This is a genomic window from Aeromonas sp. QDB18, from assembly GCF_027705325.1.
Classification (GTDB): domain Bacteria; phylum Pseudomonadota; class Gammaproteobacteria; order Enterobacterales; family Aeromonadaceae; genus Aeromonas; species Aeromonas caviae.
Window position 1 is genome coordinate 17831 of the sequence record NZ_JAPDBQ010000006.1, and the last position, 16139, is coordinate 33969.

The window sequence follows — 16139 nt, forward strand, 5'->3', positions numbered from 1 at the left end:
GCGGGGATTGCAATGCCATCACCATCGGTGATGTAGGGCATATCGGCCTGCTCGGCCCATGACGCCAGCGCATCAACATCACCCTTCACGCGCAAGATACCGCGCTGATCACGTTCAAACACACCGGGGAACTGGCTGGCGCTGGGGCCGAGCGGATTCAGCTCCCCCTCGGCCTGCGAGGCGGAGAGCGCCTGCTCGCCGTCTTCCAGTGGAGCAGATGCAAAGTTCGGATCCACTGCCGGACCAGCAGCGTCCTCCGTCACCAGCGCGGAAGGCTCTGCAACCGGATCGGTCCCAACGCCATCTTCCTGGCTGGCATGCTTACCGCCTCGCGCCCCACCGACAGCACCTACCGCACCGCCAGTGCCCATACCGATCAGGCCACCCTCGATCGCGCTCGACATGACCCCCTTCATCGGGTCGATATCAGCGGCGGCCACCTCGTTGAGAGATTCGTTGACGGCGTACTGTTGGACACCCTCTTCCAGGGTCTCACCAACTCCCTCACCTACTGCCCCCTTGCCTGCCCCTTTCAGCACACCACCTGCTGCAGCCTTGCCAGCCAGCATCTTGAACAGCATGGCGTCGCCCATCATGGAGCCCATGGCGGCAGCTCCCCACACCTTGGCGTCGCTCATAGTGGCTCGGCTGGCCAAGTTGGCCGTTTCCTCACGGGCCAGCCCCAGCTTTTCCTCATCAGAGAGATGGGCGGTCTGTTGATCCTGGTCGATGCGAGTGAACGCCTGGCGGAAGGTGTCGCTGCCCGCCAGCTCGTCAAAGCTCATTCCCAGCACAGTGTCGCGGGTGTTCACCCCGGCACTGCCCACCGATCCGGTCGTCCCGGTGGTCACAGCGGCGCCGGTGGCAATTTTGGATACTGCCTTGGCGGCGACCGCTTCGGCTACCTCCTGGGTCGCGCCACGCTTGACCATGGATGCAGTGACAGCCCGGCCGATAGAGGCTTTGGCGGCCACCCCAGTCACCCCGCCAGCGGCGAGTGTCGGTAGCAAAGAGCCAACGCCCTGCGCCATTTTCATCGCCCAGACATCGATATCCCCTGCGCCATCCCCCAGGGTCAACCGGCCTTCTGGCGTTTCATCGACCAGTCGGCGTCCCAGTGCCTCCTTGGCGTCAGCACTCATCCCATCATTCAGAGACTCTGCCCCAGATGCGGCCAGATCGCCTGCACCTGCGACCACATCCAGCAACGGGCTCAGCTTATTGGCCATATTGGCACGAGCCTGTTCCAGGTAGTCGCCCCCCTGCTTCCCGGCATTCTCTTTGCCGAAGTTGCTTGCCTGCCGTGCGAGCTCACCAATGCCACCGACAAGCTCCAACGCGCCAGCGCCTACCGCCTTGGGATAATCACTCCATTCTGTGTCGAGGTCTCGCTTTGGGGCCGCAGCTGCGGGCGGTGATGAAAGCTGACTGTTGATGCCATCCCAGAACTGCTTTCCTCGAGAGTCAGATTGCAGCGGTTGTGGCAGGGATGCGTCACGGAGACTGTACTTGTCCATTCGAGTGGCCTCGGCTGTATTCAAAAGAAAAGCCCCGAGCGGCGAACCGTTCGGGGCTTTTGAGATGGGGCGATCAGCATGCAGACTGACCGACGATGGAGAGATGCTAACGCTGGGCGGGTGAATATTCAACCGGCATCATGCGCTCGATCCGATTGGCAATCAGCCTGCGATCCTCTGGGGTCAGGTCAATAGCATCCAGATCGCCGAGCAAGGCGGTCAGCTCGTCTTGCAGCTGGGTTGCACTCATGCCGCCACCTCCAGCTTGAAACGCTCTATCACACTGACCGGATACGCCTTCACCGTGCCGTAGTTAGGGTCTTCAATGTCGATGATGTCGCCAGCCAATCCCATCTCCAGCGCAATCTTCTTGAGCCGGTTGGCGGTCTGGCGTCGGTTGCCACCCTCATCGATATAGAACTGCTCCAGCCCTGCACCCTTCACGCTCTTGTGCTTGGTGCCAACTCCCAATTGCTCTTTGAGCGCTTCGTTCTCACGTTTGGTATGGCCCAGCTTGGCCATTACGGACGCCTCTCGGCTGCTGGAGATGCAAGCCTTGGTGCGGATCGCCTCGTCTCGCTCACGCTGCACCGCTTCACGCCGCTTAACCTCCCCCATCAACAGGGCCAGTTGATCGCTATTCATGGTAGAAGCGACCAGCATGGGATTGTTGTTCGGTGACTTTGCCACGCGCTCGCACTGGATAAAGTATTGGCGAGCCTGCTTCCCCTTCGCGTTGCGCTCAACCATGGACAGCTCTTTGGCCATGTCCAATGTGAGGGAGTACTCCCGCTGTGGCCTGCCTCCTGATGAGTTTTCGCCAGTTTTGGCGAAAACTACATAGTCCACATGTTCCACAAAACCATACAGGGAAATGCGATCTTTGATCCAGTTGGAGAAATCCTTCCCAACCTCCAGAAACGCATGAAGATCACGGGCGTTGATGGTCTGCACCAGATCATCACCGACCTGGCTCTGGTTAACAGGGATCAGCGCCACTTGGCTGTCAGTATCAGAAGCGTTACACTTCTCGTGTAAATTCATACACAGGTCCTCAACTTGGTTTGATTTACATTCCTCGGCCTTAGCTGCTCGAACAGCTGAGGCCGAATTCTTTCTGGCATCATGCCACTGTGCGTTCATTACTTTCTCTCTCCCGCTCCATCTCGCTATAGAGGATGGAGAGCACCTCCTTGGTCAGGCTTACGCCGTTATCAACAGCTCTGTGCCCTAGCCACCGCTTTAGATCCTCCGGTAGACGTATCGACGTGGGTGGGATTTGATTGCTCACTCTGCGCTCCTTAATCAAGTGATAGTACCGTACTACCATTGATAGCGTAGTACCGTGCGACTATATTCGTCAACGCGTTTTTTGATGGTGATTTGCAGATGGCAAGAAAAGACCCGCAGTTCAACGTTCGCATGCCGCAAGATTTGAAGGATATGATTGAGGCATCAGCCAAGGACAACCAGAGATCCATTAATGCGGAAATCGTGCACCACCTGCGCAATGCCATGGTGTCTGCTGGGTACGTTGCAGAACCGGCAAGCGGCAAGGTGGACACGATTCTTGAAGCTGTTCACCTAAACCCCGGCATTGTGGATCTCAGGCCAAGACCATCCTCCTATCATGAATATCTGCTATCACAGACCAGACTGGGCGCACTGTCGGACAAGGATGACCTGATAGAACGAACCGAGCAGTTACTTGCCGATATCAGAGATATGCTCGGGAAGAGATCAACCGAAGATGAGGGGCATTGAGCCCCTCTATATCATTTCCTTGCCTGGGCCAGGCTCATCGCCTGATAGGCCGCCGCCCCATCTGGTGCCTTGTTGAGCGTCGGCTGTCCATTAGTAAATGGTGCAATAACCGCATTAACGGCCGCCTCTTCTGCTGCGCGGTAGTTGTGCGGTTTATTTTTACCCCCTTCCATATTGCGCACCTTCTCAGCAGACACCGCCGCTTGCTTGGCTGCCTCCTCTTTCGCAACAGCTTGGCGCCAAAGCTCAAAGGCCGTGTTCATCTTGGCCGGGGAATCCAGCAGACTGCTCAGTTTGCCATGTTGGTTGGCCTCCTTGACGAACTGAAGGCGCTCGGGATCGCCCCCGGTCCACGCCTTGAGTGGCGCCTCCTGCTTTGGCTCATCCGTTTTTGTGGTCAGGCCGTAGGTGTCAGCCAGCGCCGCCTTGCTCTGTTCAAGCTGGGCATCCAGCGCATCGAGCTGCAGGTCTTTATCCTCCGCATTGCTGGAGGAGATCCGGGCGCGGTTCTGGCCGTGCTGCTTCTCAAGGTCAGCAACAGCCTTCTTGTATCCCGCCTGATCCGGGCCTGCCGTCAGGCCAAGCGATGCGCGCAGCTGGTCGGCGTTACCGATCATGTGCTTGGCCAGGGCCGCCCGCTGGTAGGCTGGCTTCAGGAAGTCGTTGATGGGGATCACCTTGGGTTGATCGTCAGGCGCCGAGGTGCGGTTATTGGTGACCGGACGAACGGCCTTACCGCCATCGTCATAGGTGACCTCCACCCCCAACACTACGCCACGCCCGTCCGGGGTGATCATGATGTTGTTCAGCTGCTTGCCGGTGATGGTCTTGCCGCTCTCAGGGTCAATGTCGCCGACCCCTTTACTGACTTCATCCTGGTAGAGGGTGCCGGCCGCCTTGATGAAGTCAGGGTTGTTGACGGCGGCATGCCCCTCGGGAGTGGTCGGGTCAAGTTTGCCATCTTGCGCCTGGCGCACCAGGTTGCCCGCGTAGGTGACAAAAGTCTTGCCCGCCTCGGCATAATCCTGCTGCAGGTAGCGCTCCGGGTTAAAGGAGCCAGCCCGCGGATCCCGCACCACGTTCCAGAACTGCTGGCCAGGGTCTTTGCCCTCGGCCACCGCCTGCCAGCCGGACTGGATAATCGGCAGGTTCTCCTGCTGGAAAAGCTGCTTGTCCCGCAGTGTCTTTTGCCACTCATACTCCTGCTGCTGCCGAGCTTCCTGTGCCGCCGCTCGCCGCTCAGCAGCACCGGCTCGCGCCTCTGACGCCTTCATCTGCCGCTCGGTGAGGGTGACCTGCTTTTCATACCTGGCATCCGCCAGCTTATCGCGCCCCTCGCGGTACGCCAGCTCGCTCTGGTAGCGCTCATCTGCCACTTTCTGCCGCTCCTGCTCGTTCTGCCACATGGCATCACGCAGGCTCATGGCCTTATCCATCCGCTCATCTTCTTTCTGGCCACGTTGATAACGGTCCATGGTGTTGAAGCCAGCCAGAAAACCTTCCGCCAATCCCGATACGCTCATCATGCCTCCTTAAAACAAGCTGTCTGCCAGAAAACCAACCCCAGCACCTGCCAGTGCGCCCAGAGGGCCGCCGAGTGAACCCGCCATGCCCAACATGGCGCCCATCGATGCGCCAGTGCCGATGGTGCTCAGGGTTTGCCCCTTGCGAGCGGTCTTGAGACTCTTGTTGGCAGCCTCCATCTCCGACTCTCTGTTGGCCGCATCGCGCAGGCCTGCCAGACCTTGCTGGCGAGTCTGACCGCCGATATCCAAAATGCCGTACCCCATCACACACCCCCTCCGGTTTTAATTGCCTCACGCAGCCCCGCATCCGCGCCGGTCAGGATCCCCATTTGCCGGGTCTGCTCCTGTTCACGCAGGCCGTTCTCGGTGCCTGCCGTCATCAGCGCCATGCGCAGCCCCTGGCTGTTATCATTGGCATTGCTGCTGGTGCCCAGCCCCATCCGCGCATTGCGGTTGGCCGTAGCCTGCTGAGCTGAGCGGAGCGCGTTGGCGTTGTTCTCATCCACCCGTCCAAGTTGCTCCCGCAGAAGCTGACCGTTGGTGGCCAGTTCCATCAGTTCCTGCTGCTTGGGGTAGAAGCGCGTCTTCCAGTCCTGGTACTGCTCTCGGGTGATTTTGGCGTAAGTGTCTGCGGCGTAACCCATGGTTACCTACCTCCCAAATACGTTTTTGCGTTGGGGTTATAGACGCGGTTATCAGCGAGCGTCTTGGTGCTATCGAGATGTGATGCAACATCACTGTTGCTGGTAACCGCCGGCGCTTTCAGGCTGGCCAGCCCATACGAGGTGGCGGCTCCTGCCAGAGTCCCCACCAAGCCAGCTGTCGCCTGCTGGCTTTGATAAGAGCTCTGTGCATCACTGGTTGCCTTGCGCAGGCTGGTCGTGGCCACATCCCCCATACCCGCCAGGGACTCCGCTTTCTGCCCGGCGCCAATGCTCACCACATCCTTGAGCCCAGCAACATACTTGTCCTGCTGGCTGGATTGGGCCCGGTTGGCGGTGTCCGTCTGGCTCAATGCCTGGTCAGTTGCCAGGCCTTCCATTGCCTCCTGGTACCGGCCACTGGTCGGGTCTGCCCCACTGGCCGCCATGGAGTCAGCCAGCCCGGCGCGCGCCTCACCAAAGGATTGAGCAGTGCCAAGCGCTGCCGTGCCTGCCAGTTTGTCGAACTCCCCCTCGCTGTTGAGGTCATCCACCTTCTCCATGAAGAGGTCCTCATACTGCTGCAGGTCGTTCTTGTAGAGATCCCACTGCTCCATGGCCACACTGGCCGCAGCCTTCTGAGCCTCGGTCTCCTTGATTTCGTTCGAGCCACCCTTGCCCATCGCTCACCTCACAAGTTGATCTGAAACACATAGAGCCCATCAGCATCATCCGGCTGACGGACCCATCCCATTCTTGGCGCAACCTTGAGCCACCCCTTACGCGCCGAGTGGAAGCGCAGCCAGCGCGCCCCAATCAGGCGTGCCAGGCGCTTCACTTCCGGCAGGTGCCGCTCAGGTGCCCCACCATCCCCCCACCCCACCCAGACCAGGACACCGATCACGCCATCTTCTGCCTGTGGCTTGAGCACAAACCCGTCATCGCCACGCACAAATAAAAACGCCATCCTGTTTCGGATGGCGTCTTGTAGTTCGGCGGATAGCCTTGGGTTGCCTGTGTCGCTGGCGATGCGGTTGATGTAACCGATAGGGTTACGCAAAGGTCCCGCTACCAGCCTTGGTCACGAGTGCTACAGCCCCGGCCACGCTGACCTTGGTGTACCCCGTCCCGCAGATGAATCGAACGGTCACGTCAGCTCTTGTACCCTTGTGGATAGCGTAATAGAGCGCAGGGAAGGCAACGTCAGAGTCGCCTGAACCGGTGGCTGACACATTGAAGGTGGACACAACTGCGCCGTTTACGATGAATGACACTGTTGCTGACACAGTGCGATCCACGTCCGATTTATCCCCGCCGCCGCCCGTCGTGTACCCCTTCACCATGACGTTGATGCCGTTGATCACCAAATCTCTATCCATGGTAGAGACAGCCGGTACAGAGAACACAATGTCTGTAGACCCAGATATTGTCCGATTCAGGGATTTAGCCGCGACAACGTCGCCAATCATCTTCTCTGCGTAGATGGTGCCTCTGACCGTGCAGTTCTCCTGAATCACGACGTTGCTAAAGTTACCGGAAGTCGCGTTAACCTTGCCTGTAAATGTACCCGAGTCTGCGTAGAGGCTGTTCGTCCTCAATGTGCCATCGGCATAGATGATGGTGTTCCACCCCTCGCCCCAGCCACTATAGGGACCACCCTTACCAAAACCAGCAGCTCCGCCAGCCATAAAGGCATTGCCCATATCGATGGAACCGCCCGAGATCGCAGGCGCCGACATGCTGACACCAGCTTTGATGTAGTCGGCGGTGATCTTCTCTGACTGGATGATCTGGATGGTGGCCTTTCGGATGATGGCCTCGGCAATCACGGCCTGCCCGTTGTCGATGGCAAACAGCGGCGCCATGGGCGTTGAGCTATTCGGGTTGAATACGAACACCTGAGAGGCAGAGATAGCCACCTGACTCGTGCCGTCAGAGTTTGCAATCAACCCTATCCCGGCAGTGATCTGGCCCGCGCTGGCTTTCGCCGTCCACATGGCCTGGGCACCATTTTGCAAGTCGGCAATAGCTTGGCTCTGGAGTTGAACGGCGGCGGCATTGGCTGCAATCCTCGGGTCGTCAGTGGCAACCCAAGCAGTACCACTGTAACGGTACGGCCTGTTGTTGCTGGCAGTATCAAACCACAGGTCGCCAGTCCCCATCCCAGACCCGGGGGCCGTTGCTTGGAAGAACGTTTTATTCTTGCTGCCCGCAACGGCAGACACTGTATTAATCTGACTGCCGAGGGCTTCATATGCCGTTGCCCGAGCCAACTGCTCATTGGTGATCTGCGCCTTCAGATCTGCCGTTTCGGCATCAAACTCTGCGGTCAGTTGTTCAACTGTCCTGGCCTGCGCCTCCTGCTGATTCGCCAGCGTGCTCTGCTGCTGGAGGATGACACCGCGAGCCTTTCGGTTCTCCCGGTCGCGTTCATCCCCGGTCAGGGCACCTTCAACCTGGCTGATGGCACCGATACCGATCTCCGACTCCATCTTGTCTTGGTGTTGGCTGAGCGACTCCTCATTGTTCACCACGGCCTGCCGGAGCTCGGTGATGCTGGCCGAGTTCTCTCCGACCGTCACATCAAGGGTGCTGATCCGCTCCCCCAGCGCTCGGTCTGCATCTGCCAGGGCTTTGCTCGATTCAGCGAGAGATGCAGACAGTGCCGTATCGGCATCCTTGAACGCCGCATCAACAGTACTGATCTGCTGGGCAAGCGCCTCATCTTCTGTTGCCCGAGCCAACTGCTCATTGGTGATCTGCGCCTTCAGATCTGCCGTTTCGGCATCAAACTCTGCGGTCAGTTGTTCAACTGTCCTGGCCTGCGCCTCCTGCTGATTCGCCAGCGTGCTCTGCTGCTGGAGGATGACACCGCGAGCCTTTCGGTTCTCCCGGTCGCGTTCATCCCCGGTCAGGGCACCTTCAACCTGGCTGATGGCACCGATACCGATCTCCGACTCCATCTTGTCTTGGCGTTGGCTGAGCGACTCCTCATTGCTCACCACGACCCGCTGCAGCTCAGTGATGCTGGCCGAGTTCTCTCCGACCTTCACATCAATGGTGCTGATCCGCTCACCAAGCGCCGAGTCTCCATCAGAGGTCACCTTCTCAACCGATGCGATCTTGGCCTGGGTGGCGGCATCCTTTGCGTCAAACTTCACTTCCATCTCGGTTGTGCGTAGCGCTTGGGCCTGCTGCTCCGTCAGGATCACTCTCTGCTCTGTACGGATGGTCCCGAATGCCTTCCTGGTCTCCCGGTCGCGCTCATCCACGGCCAGGGCACCATCGATCGCAGCAGATGCGTTGTCATCGTCCAGTCCACGCTGAAGCTCCAGCTCAGCTATGATCGTGTCGAAGCGGCCAGCAGTGATGCCGCCATCATCTTCAATGATCTCCTCAAGCGCCTGGATCTTGGCCTCTGACGTCCCCGCCCTCACTTCTAGCCCACTGACCCGTTGCGCAGTGACTTGGTCGCTCTCAGCGGTGACTCGCGCCAGCTCTGTGATGTTGGCCTGAAGGGTTTCATCCCCTTCGGTGAGTTGGGCTGCCAGCCCATCAAGGCGCTGCGCCTGTGAACTCAGCTCATCGGTGTGTACCGTCAGCGCACTCTCTGCGTTGGCCAGTCGCACACCCTGGGCATCAACCTCCTGCCTGGTCGCTTTCTGGGTCAGCTCCCCTTTTGTTGCATCAAGCTCTTGCCCGATCTGGGTGACCCGCTGCTGTTCGTCTGTGAACTCCCCCCGGGTGACGGTTTGGCTCAGGCTGGCGTCCAAGCCGTTGATGCGCTGCTCTGCCTCAGTAATCCGCGACCCCTGACTGTCAACGGTGACATTGTCTGCCTTGCTGCTGATCTGGCCGGCCACGGCATCAAGATCTTGCTGCACTTCAGTAATCGAAGTGTGAAGCTCATCTCGCACCGCATTGACGGCATCCATGGTGATGCTGCCGTTTTCAGGATCGACGACAAACACCGCATCGCGGAACGAGTCGAAATCCCCCTTGTACTTGTCGAGCTTGGCATTCAGGCGATCTTGCACCAGGCCGATTTCGATGCTCGACATCCCCAGCTGCTGCTGGGCATCATCCAGCAGCTCTTGCGCTACCTTCTGGCGTTCATCCAGGCCGGCCAGCTCCTGCTCAATGCTGGGGATCTTGTCCTCGATGGCGGCAAGCTTGGGGCGGATCACCTCGATTTCATCAACCTTAGGCTTCAGGATCGCAATGTCGAGCTGGAGTTGGGGAACTTGCTCTATTGGCCGCAGCAGCGCCTGGGCCAGGTGGCTCTCCTCTATCTTCCCCTGCAGTTCGTCGAGAATGTCCTGCACATCTCGGCTGGTTGCAGCCTCAACGCCCTGTGCGCCCTGGAAGGGCCCCCTATCATCCTTGCCGTTGACAAAGCGAACCCAGTAGTAAAATGTGGCGCCTTTGCCAATGGCATCAGAGTAGAGATTGGCCGACGAGGTACCTACCAGAGTGGCCGCGGCTTGGTTGTCACTCTCCGCTCGCCAGATCTCCGCGTGTGCATGCCCCCGATACTGAGGCGGATCCCATTCCACCAGGACGGCGTGAAACGCGCCATTGGCGATCACATTGACCGGAGCGTGGGGGAACTCCATCTGGCCCGGCGGGAAAAGGTCTGGGTTCTTGCCCGGGACATAAACACCGCCAGCACCAGGACGCAACGTAGACAGCCCCAATGCCGCCAGCTCCCGGAAAGTGACTGCCTTATCAAGGCGATCGCCACGCTGCCCGGTGAGCAGCTCCACGTTCTCGGCTGTTGCGGCCTGGTCACGGCCGGCGCGATAAGCGGGTTTCTTGGCCATCAGTTCACCATCTCCGCCATGCTGCTCGCGAGAGTGATGCGGCTCACCACCGAGGTACCGAAGACCTCTATCTGCCAGAACCGGCCACGCACAGGGGGCAACCTGAACGCCCCGGGCACCAGGTTGCCAGGGGACAGCTCCATCACCTGCTCCCCGTCAACGAACAACTTGATCCCGACCAAGCCAACATCCTGAGCCAACACCCGGCAGCAATTGAAAGACGTTCCCTCTGGCACCATAAATGGCTTGGACCGCCAGACGAACTGACCATTGCTGGAGCTCCCGCCGCGCCAAATCTGCAAGCTGCGCCCCTTGGCAATGTAGAGTGAATCGCTCTCCATATCGGATACAGCCGCATCCCACCGGTTCGTCAGCTCACGCAAGTCGCCACTTTTCGGGTCAAAGATGAATGCGTGGGTGTCGGTCATGGCCACATATTTTCCCTCGTGGTGCCATGCCCGCATGGTCTCGGGCTTCATGGCGCGCCACTGCTTGCTGGTGATGACCTGCTCGGTCACCACCTGCCCACCGTTGGCGCCGATGCCGACCAGCCCGTCTGGGGAGGCATAGAGCACCACCCCATCCATGGCGACCATAGAGCGACCACTGACACAGGACTGCGGCAGTTGGCTGAGCTTCTGGGTGGTCACGGATGCCGGGCTCACGCCCTGGGCAAGATAGGGGTATCCCTTGGTCCCAATCACCAAGGTGGTGTCGATGGCAGCGATCGCCACAATGTCGTGCTCGGTGGTCAGCCGGTACTTCTCCGGCCAGGCGTAGGGAAGGTAAGGCTCGCACAGGTAGAGGGAGTTGCCAGCAAACCCCGCACACATGCCATTCGCCATTTGACACAAGCCACGCATGCCATCCGGCGGCATGGTGTAGTCGTAGGTCTCCAGCACAGCGCCCAGCTCCCCATCCTCCCGGATATCGACAAACGATGCTTGGGCAATGGGCAGCTCGGCGACCAACAGGTAATCGGCAAGGCCGCCACCTGACACCGACCGATATATCCGGCGCTTGGTGATGTTACTGTTCTGGGTTGTCGGTGGGCTCAGCATCAAGGTGACGGATGACCCGGGGATCCCGATATTCACCTTTCCGCTGACAGGGCCCGGGGGCCCCTCCTCACCCATCGTAGTAACGAAGGTATCCACGTAGAAGCGAGTTTCGTCATCTGTCAGGTCATCATCCACACCACCAACAGGTGGGGTGATGGTGCCAACCCCGACCGGAACACCTGGGGCTGGAATGCCTAATCGATACCACGCCGTCGGCTTGTTGCTGCCGCCTGTGGCTATCTGGGCATGGGTCACCTTGGGATACTCACCATCCGTGTAGTAAACCCGGCCATACGGGTCCTGAGCTATCGGGGAGCGGATGGCCTCCACCACCTTGTTCCAGGCGAACCAGTGCTGACCATAGTGAAAGAGCGTAGTGGGCACGATAGGCAACTCCACACCAGCACTGGCGTCATCCTCCAGCGGGGAGATAACGCCATGGTCAAAATGGCAGTCACGCGCAATCACCGCGACTTCATCAGACAAGAGGTGTGGCTCCACGCGCGGCATAGTCCCTCGCATGGTGACGATATCGAGTACGGGCATGGGGATCTCGGAGAGGCAGAAACGAAAAAGCCCCACTCGGGAGAGCGGGGCCATGATGGGTAAATCCTAACGCTGACAGCGCCAGGAGGCAAGGCTCACTTGGCTGGTTGCAGCAGCACGGCGACCACGCTCGCCGTGATGGGCTCGAGACGGACGATCACTCTTCCGCCCCACGGGCCACCGGGTAGCGCAGCTTGATCTCCGCCACCTTGTCGCGCCATGCCTGCTCGGCCGCTGCTGTCTTGTCGTATTGCCACTCCAAGAAAAGGGGGTCGGACTCCGCCACGTAGGCGCGCTGGCGGCGCGCCAGTTGCCCCTCTGTCAGCTCATAGTTGTGCTGGGCGAGCACGGAGGCTATGACCTCCTCACTCATGCCCAGCTCCGCCATAAAGGCCGGATCGTAGTTGTCGTGCGTTTCGCCGTCGTATAAGTAGCTCATCTATTTGCCCTCTCGAAATGTTAAACATGCCTCAACCGATTAAGCGCCACTACCGTGGCGCCAACAAAACCCAAGGCGCAAGGCTCAGGCAAAGGCGGGGCGAAACCCAATGCTCGGGTTCGTGTTCACGCGTGAACCGCTCAGATCGAGCGCAGCCAGGCCAGCGTTGGCCCCGCTGCTCCAATTGCCGCCACGATACGGGAGTCGCTCGCCGAAATTGCGCATATAGATGCGCCCCTGCGGCAATGCCCCAGCCGGCTCCAGCAGCAGCCGCTTCATCGCCTGATTGCTGACGTAGCTGCCTGATTTTGTCATTGCTCGCCACTCTACGTTGGCTGAGTTGCCTGCGTTGGCGTTGTCTCCGATGGCTCCCAGTCTGTTGTTGACTGCGTTGGACAGGATGGCCGATCCACCGGTTGGTGTTGACGCATCAAGAAACGCATCAGCGAACGCCCAGTCAACTTCGGCCTGGGTGTTGTAGGCAGAAATCTTAAAGCGCCCATCTTGCAGCAGCAATCCGTCCTGCCACTCCCAGACGTTGCCGACCAGATCCGCAATCCCGCCCAGCGTGCGAGTATGCGTCGCCTCGGACCCCATCGAGCCGGTCTGGGTTCGCCCCGAGCCGGCTGCATCACCCGGCGCTCTATTGTCGGCCCGATCGCCTACCATCCAGGTTTTGGCGTGGCTGCGACCCCAGTTGGTGTTTCCGATTGGCTCGTAGCCGTTGGCCATGCACCACAGGGCGATTGCCGCCCATTCGTGCGCCGTCATCAGATGCCAGCCTGCGCCTTTTGCACTACAGGCGTTGCGGGCGGCGGTGTGATCGAGCGAGGTGCGGGGATCTTGCCGCGGCGCGCTGACAGCGCCGGAGCCGGACGCAAGATATGCGCCGATGAATATCTCGCTCTTGATGCTGCCGCTGCCAAAATCGAACGCCGTCACATCGCCAGTGCCCATATCGGCAGTCATGCCCAGGTCGGCGTAGCTGAAGCGCGGCAGCACGAACATAGCATTGGCGTTGCCAGCGCTGTCGCGAATGATGGTCTGGCTGCCGCCGGTCGCCCGCTCCAGAGAGTAACGCTCCGAGTCAAGGATTGCGGGGCCGCCCACGCGCATCAGCTTGCCGCCGTTCTCTGAGGTCTCAGCATTAATGCTGTCCGCTGCGGCTTTAGCGCGGTCGGCTTCGACCTTGGCGCGGGCCGCCTGGCCCTCCCCTTCACTGGTCACACGCTTCCACGGGATCAGTGTTTGCTTGGTTCCATCCGGTGCAGTCACCTCAACAGTGGTGGCAGTGCTCGTCAGCAGCGCCTGGAAGGCATCGCTCTGATGCTGATAGGCGCTCAGGGTGGCCGTCAGGCGACGGGCGAACTCCGGAACGGAATCCGAAAAGGTCGTGATGATCTCGTAGGCTTTGCCCGTGGCAGTAACGCCACGGTAGGCCTGCACCAGATACAGCTCCGTGTTGGACACCACGTAGTCCACCTCGTAGAAATCCACCGAGGTACCACTGGTGATGCAAAAAAGGTGGCCCTTGGCCACCCCGTTCTTGGTGTCTGCGAAGGTTGTCCCGGTACCGGTCACCTTCTTGTTACCATTGGTGACGGCCACCGTACCGTCACGCTTCCACACTCCAGCCATGCTGCCCCCTTACTGCCCGGTCACGCGGGAGAAGCCTTCGGACTTGCGCTGCTCCAAGTTAGTATCAACCTGGGTCTTTTCACCCAGTTGCTGCAGGTAGGCGTTGTAGTGGCCGATCGCCCGATTGGAGTTGGCGCTGTATTCGGAGTCCTTCGAGAAGGCCCGGTACATGATGAAGTCGATCAGCGGGTTGATGTAAATGTCATCCAGATCGGCCAGTGCCGGCGTGCCAGCATTCTCCACATCCGTCAGCACCTTGGATTGCGGCGCCACGGAGTAGATCACATCCACTTTCACCGCGGCGGCGGGGCCTGGGTAGAGATAGAAGTTCTTGGGATCGCGGTCGTCGTAGGTGTAGGCCGCCACACTGGTGCCATCCTTGCCGGCATGCCAGTCCGGGTAACTGTCATCGAGGGCGCGGCGCGGTACGAAGCGGATCACTTTGCCGTCGGCATTGCGCAGCACCTCGATCAGCCGCAGGGCATCTGCAGGCAGGCTCTGCTTGGTGCCGGCTGCGCAGTTGAACTGCACGTTCTTGGTGTGGGCGTCAGGACGCATCAACACGATCGCTTTGGCAGCATCGTTGTAGTAGTCCAGCAGCTCCTGCTTGGGCCAACGAACCCAGGTGCGATCGTTGAGCAGGGTATTTACCCGCTTCAAGAGCGAGTCAACGGTAACGGTTGCCATGTGTGGAGTCCTTTAGAAAAAAGTGTGTTTGCGGGGCGGGTTGTGGAATTCGACTTGGGTCGGGGCGCTGTGCTCTTTGCGGAACCGGCCAGCGCGACGCCAACCTTCGACAAACTCAGTCCGGTGGTATCCTGCCCGCTTAGGGTCAGACCAAGGGCGGTCTGGCTGGGCATAGAGCAAGGCTGCGACGCCATGGGCAATGGCATCGGCGTGATCGTGGTAGAGCTGGGCTGGGAGCTCGGTGGCGTTCTTGACCGGGGCAGCCACATACCAGATCCGCGCATCGCTGAGATCAGTCAGGATGCTCAGCTCATTGGCCGACATGGCGAAGAAGTCTTGCCCGCTGACAAATGGCGCGCCCCCTTCTCCGGTCAGGTGCAGCACATTGCACGATGTCATCCCGCTGATGTTGCAGACCTCCACCAGGCTGCCGGCTGACGCGCTTGGCAGTAGTCGGTCAAGGGTCAGCAAGGCCGACTCCCGGCAGAACGTGATGGCCGCCTCTGTGACGGCCTCACCCAGCATGACTTCGAGCGGGCCGGTGATGTGCAGCCTGACAGTGGGCAGGAACTGCTCACGCGACACCATCTGCATGCTATTCCCCCTGCTCTGCCAGCTTGGCCTTCAGGGCGTCACGCACGCGCACCCGGTATTCGGGCACCTTCTCCTGCGGGCCCTGCGGCTCGATATCCAGGTCTTCCCCCTCCACCAAGGTGGCCAGTTGGGCAGAGGTCATCTTGGCCAGATCACGCTCACCGACCACCATGCTCTGCTCTTCCGCCAGGCGGGCCTGCTCGGCGGCGAGGCGCTCCTTCTCTTTGGCGGCAGCCTGGGCAGTGGTCTCCTGCCGCTCCAGCTCGCCAGCCAGTGCCTCATGGCGGATCCAGACGCTCGGGAACTCCAGCAGTTGCATGGCGATGTGACTCTCCACATCCACTGCGGTATGGCGCGGGAAGACCAGGCGGCTGCCGGTGACCGTGTCTTTCTTGCTCGGCTTGTCGCCGATGTAAACCACGGCAATCTTGTCGCTCATGGCGATGACTCCTATTTAGAAACGAAAAAGCCCGGCACGGGGCCGGGCGGACAGTGATCGGCAGCCTTACAGGTTGCCGACTACCTCGTAATGCAGTTTGAGCTTGACCGTGCCCGTCGCAGCGCCGCCGCCAACGGTGAGGGTGAGCTCCTGGTCAGGCTCGGTCATCAGGTCATCGACCGGGTAATACTTTGCCACCGCCCCCACCGTACTCTCGGCGTTGATGATGGTGGTCGTGCCGATCTTGGCGGTGATGGTGGTACTCGCGCCCAGCGCAGTGCTGAACATCGTCACACCCACCACTTTCAGGTTGGGCTCCACCTTGTCGCCGTATGCGACAACATCGCCAGCGGGTACTGCAGCCAGCTTGGCCACCAGGGTCGGAGAGATAGAGAGGTTGCCGAACGAACCGACAAACCAGCGGTACGCTCGGGCGAGCAGGGTAGTTTTGGCCATGATATGGC

The 16139-nt window shown here is 59.9% G+C and carries 17 protein-coding genes (1 of these 17 cut by a window edge); 1 reads left to right on the forward strand and 16 read right to left on the reverse strand.

All coding sequences use genetic code 11. The annotated features are described in order from the left end of the window. The 3 genes from OKC30_RS02105 to OKC30_RS02115 form a co-directional block, all read right to left on the reverse strand. Positions 1-1517, reverse strand: the start of a protein-coding gene (locus OKC30_RS02105) for a PLxRFG domain-containing protein (protein WP_270809517.1). It extends 11857 nt beyond the left edge of the window; only the first 1517 of its 13374 coding nucleotides appear in the window; its start codon is at positions 1515-1517; its stop codon lies off the left edge, out of view. 106 nt (positions 1518-1623) lie between these two features. Beyond that, complete coding sequence (locus tag OKC30_RS02110; protein WP_164882981.1) at positions 1624-1767, reverse strand: hypothetical protein; 144 nt, start codon at positions 1765-1767, stop codon at positions 1624-1626. Beyond that, positions 1764-2561 carry an antA/AntB antirepressor family protein gene (locus OKC30_RS02115; protein WP_223918177.1) on the reverse strand — a complete coding sequence of 266 codons (798 nt, stop codon included), beginning with the start codon at positions 2559-2561 and terminating at the stop codon, positions 1764-1766. Before OKC30_RS02115 ends, OKC30_RS02110 begins: the two co-directional genes overlap by 4 nt. Positions 2562-2906: 345 nt before the next feature. Between OKC30_RS02115 and OKC30_RS02120 the strand changes: the two genes are divergently transcribed. Next, positions 2907-3281: an Arc family DNA-binding protein gene (locus OKC30_RS02120; protein ID WP_223918178.1), complete on the forward strand. Its 375-nt coding sequence runs from the start codon at positions 2907-2909 to the stop codon at positions 3279-3281. Positions 3282-3292: 11 nt separating this feature from the next. Here the strand turns inward: OKC30_RS02120 and OKC30_RS02125 are convergent, their stop codons facing one another. From OKC30_RS02125 to OKC30_RS02185, 13 genes are all read right to left on the reverse strand, one after another. Further along, positions 3293-4804, reverse strand: coding sequence for a hypothetical protein (locus OKC30_RS02125; RefSeq protein WP_270809518.1), 1512 nt, complete (start codon positions 4802-4804; stop codon positions 3293-3295). A 9-nt stretch (positions 4805-4813) separates the two neighbouring features. Next, positions 4814-5071, reverse strand: a complete 258-nt coding sequence (locus OKC30_RS02130; RefSeq protein ID WP_053288653.1) for a hypothetical protein — start codon at positions 5069-5071, stop codon at positions 4814-4816. Further along, positions 5071-5451, reverse strand: coding sequence for a hypothetical protein (locus OKC30_RS02135; RefSeq protein WP_103858409.1), 381 nt, complete (start codon positions 5449-5451; stop codon positions 5071-5073). Before OKC30_RS02135 ends, OKC30_RS02130 begins: the two co-directional genes overlap by 1 nt. Before the next feature lie 2 nt (positions 5452-5453). Continuing rightward, positions 5454-6131 carry a hypothetical protein gene (locus tag OKC30_RS02140; RefSeq protein WP_270809519.1) on the reverse strand — a complete coding sequence of 226 codons (678 nt, stop codon included), beginning with the start codon at positions 6129-6131 and terminating at the stop codon, positions 5454-5456. 8 nt (positions 6132-6139) lie between these two features. Beyond that, positions 6140-6508 (reverse strand): hypothetical protein, encoded by a 369-nt coding sequence (locus OKC30_RS02145; protein ID WP_270669960.1) that lies wholly within the window; start codon positions 6506-6508, stop codon positions 6140-6142. Further along, on the reverse strand, positions 6501-10271 hold the full coding sequence (locus tag OKC30_RS02150; RefSeq protein WP_270809520.1) for a phage tail tip fiber protein: 3771 nt from the start codon (positions 10269-10271) through the stop codon (positions 6501-6503). The genes OKC30_RS02145 and OKC30_RS02150 overlap by 8 nt, the downstream gene beginning before the upstream one ends. Further along, positions 10271-11932, reverse strand: a complete 1662-nt coding sequence (locus tag OKC30_RS02155; protein WP_270809522.1) for a hypothetical protein — start codon at positions 11930-11932, stop codon at positions 10271-10273. Before OKC30_RS02155 ends, OKC30_RS02150 begins: the two co-directional genes overlap by 1 nt. Before the next feature lie 103 nt (positions 11933-12035). Further along, entirely contained in the window at positions 12036-12317 is a 282-nt protein-coding gene (locus OKC30_RS02160; protein WP_128297337.1) for a hypothetical protein, read from the reverse strand. A gap of 84 nt (positions 12318-12401) precedes the next feature. Beyond that, a complete protein-coding gene (locus OKC30_RS02165; protein ID WP_270809523.1) occupies positions 12402-13955 on the reverse strand; it encodes a hypothetical protein in 1554 nt (517 codons plus the stop codon). 9 nt (positions 13956-13964) lie between these two features. Further along, complete coding sequence (locus OKC30_RS02170) at positions 13965-14642, reverse strand: phage adaptor protein (protein WP_270809524.1); 678 nt, start codon at positions 14640-14642, stop codon at positions 13965-13967. A gap of 12 nt (positions 14643-14654) precedes the next feature. After that, complete coding sequence (locus OKC30_RS02175) at positions 14655-15236, reverse strand: hypothetical protein (RefSeq protein ID WP_270665487.1); 582 nt, start codon at positions 15234-15236, stop codon at positions 14655-14657. A gap of 1 nt (position 15237) precedes the next feature. After that, complete coding sequence (locus OKC30_RS02180) at positions 15238-15675, reverse strand: hypothetical protein (protein ID WP_270809525.1); 438 nt, start codon at positions 15673-15675, stop codon at positions 15238-15240. 66 nt (positions 15676-15741) lie between these two features. Then, positions 15742-16131: a hypothetical protein gene (locus tag OKC30_RS02185; RefSeq protein WP_270809526.1), complete on the reverse strand. Its 390-nt coding sequence runs from the start codon at positions 16129-16131 to the stop codon at positions 15742-15744. Positions 16132-16139: the final 8 nt, after the last annotated feature.

Bases quoted from the DNA above. Each gene is read 5' to 3' on its own strand.
- OKC30_RS02110 (WP_164882981.1), bottom strand. From the start codon at position 1,767: ATGAGTGCAACCCAGCTGCAAGACGAGCTGACCGCCTTGCTCGGCGAT.
- OKC30_RS02115 (WP_223918177.1), bottom strand. From the start codon at position 2,561: ATGAATTTACACGAGAAGTGTAACGCTTCTGATACTGACAGCCAAGTG.
- OKC30_RS02120 (WP_223918178.1), top strand. From the start codon at position 2,907: ATGGCAAGAAAAGACCCGCAGTTCAACGTTCGCATGCCGCAAGATTTG.
- OKC30_RS02125 (WP_270809518.1), bottom strand. From the start codon at position 4,804: ATGAGCGTATCGGGATTGGCGGAAGGTTTTCTGGCTGGCTTCAACACC.
- OKC30_RS02130 (WP_053288653.1), bottom strand. From the start codon at position 5,071: ATGGGGTACGGCATTTTGGATATCGGCGGTCAGACTCGCCAGCAAGGT.
- OKC30_RS02135 (WP_103858409.1), bottom strand. From the start codon at position 5,451: ATGGGTTACGCCGCAGACACTTACGCCAAAATCACCCGAGAGCAGTAC.
- OKC30_RS02140 (WP_270809519.1), bottom strand. From the start codon at position 6,131: ATGGGCAAGGGTGGCTCGAACGAAATCAAGGAGACCGAGGCTCAGAAG.
- OKC30_RS02150 (WP_270809520.1), bottom strand. From the start codon at position 10,271: ATGGCCAAGAAACCCGCTTATCGCGCCGGCCGTGACCAGGCCGCAACA.
- OKC30_RS02155 (WP_270809522.1), bottom strand. From the start codon at position 11,932: ATGGCCCCGCTCTCCCGAGTGGGGCTTTTTCGTTTCTGCCTCTCCGAG.
- OKC30_RS02160 (WP_128297337.1), bottom strand. From the start codon at position 12,317: ATGAGCTACTTATACGACGGCGAAACGCACGACAACTACGATCCGGCC.
- OKC30_RS02165 (WP_270809523.1), bottom strand. From the start codon at position 13,955: ATGGCTGGAGTGTGGAAGCGTGACGGTACGGTGGCCGTCACCAATGGT.
- OKC30_RS02170 (WP_270809524.1), bottom strand. From the start codon at position 14,642: ATGGCAACCGTTACCGTTGACTCGCTCTTGAAGCGGGTAAATACCCTG.
- OKC30_RS02175 (WP_270665487.1), bottom strand. From the start codon at position 15,236: ATGCAGATGGTGTCGCGTGAGCAGTTCCTGCCCACTGTCAGGCTGCAC.
- OKC30_RS02180 (WP_270809525.1), bottom strand. From the start codon at position 15,675: ATGAGCGACAAGATTGCCGTGGTTTACATCGGCGACAAGCCGAGCAAG.
- OKC30_RS02185 (WP_270809526.1), bottom strand. From the start codon at position 16,131: ATGGCCAAAACTACCCTGCTCGCCCGAGCGTACCGCTGGTTTGTCGGT.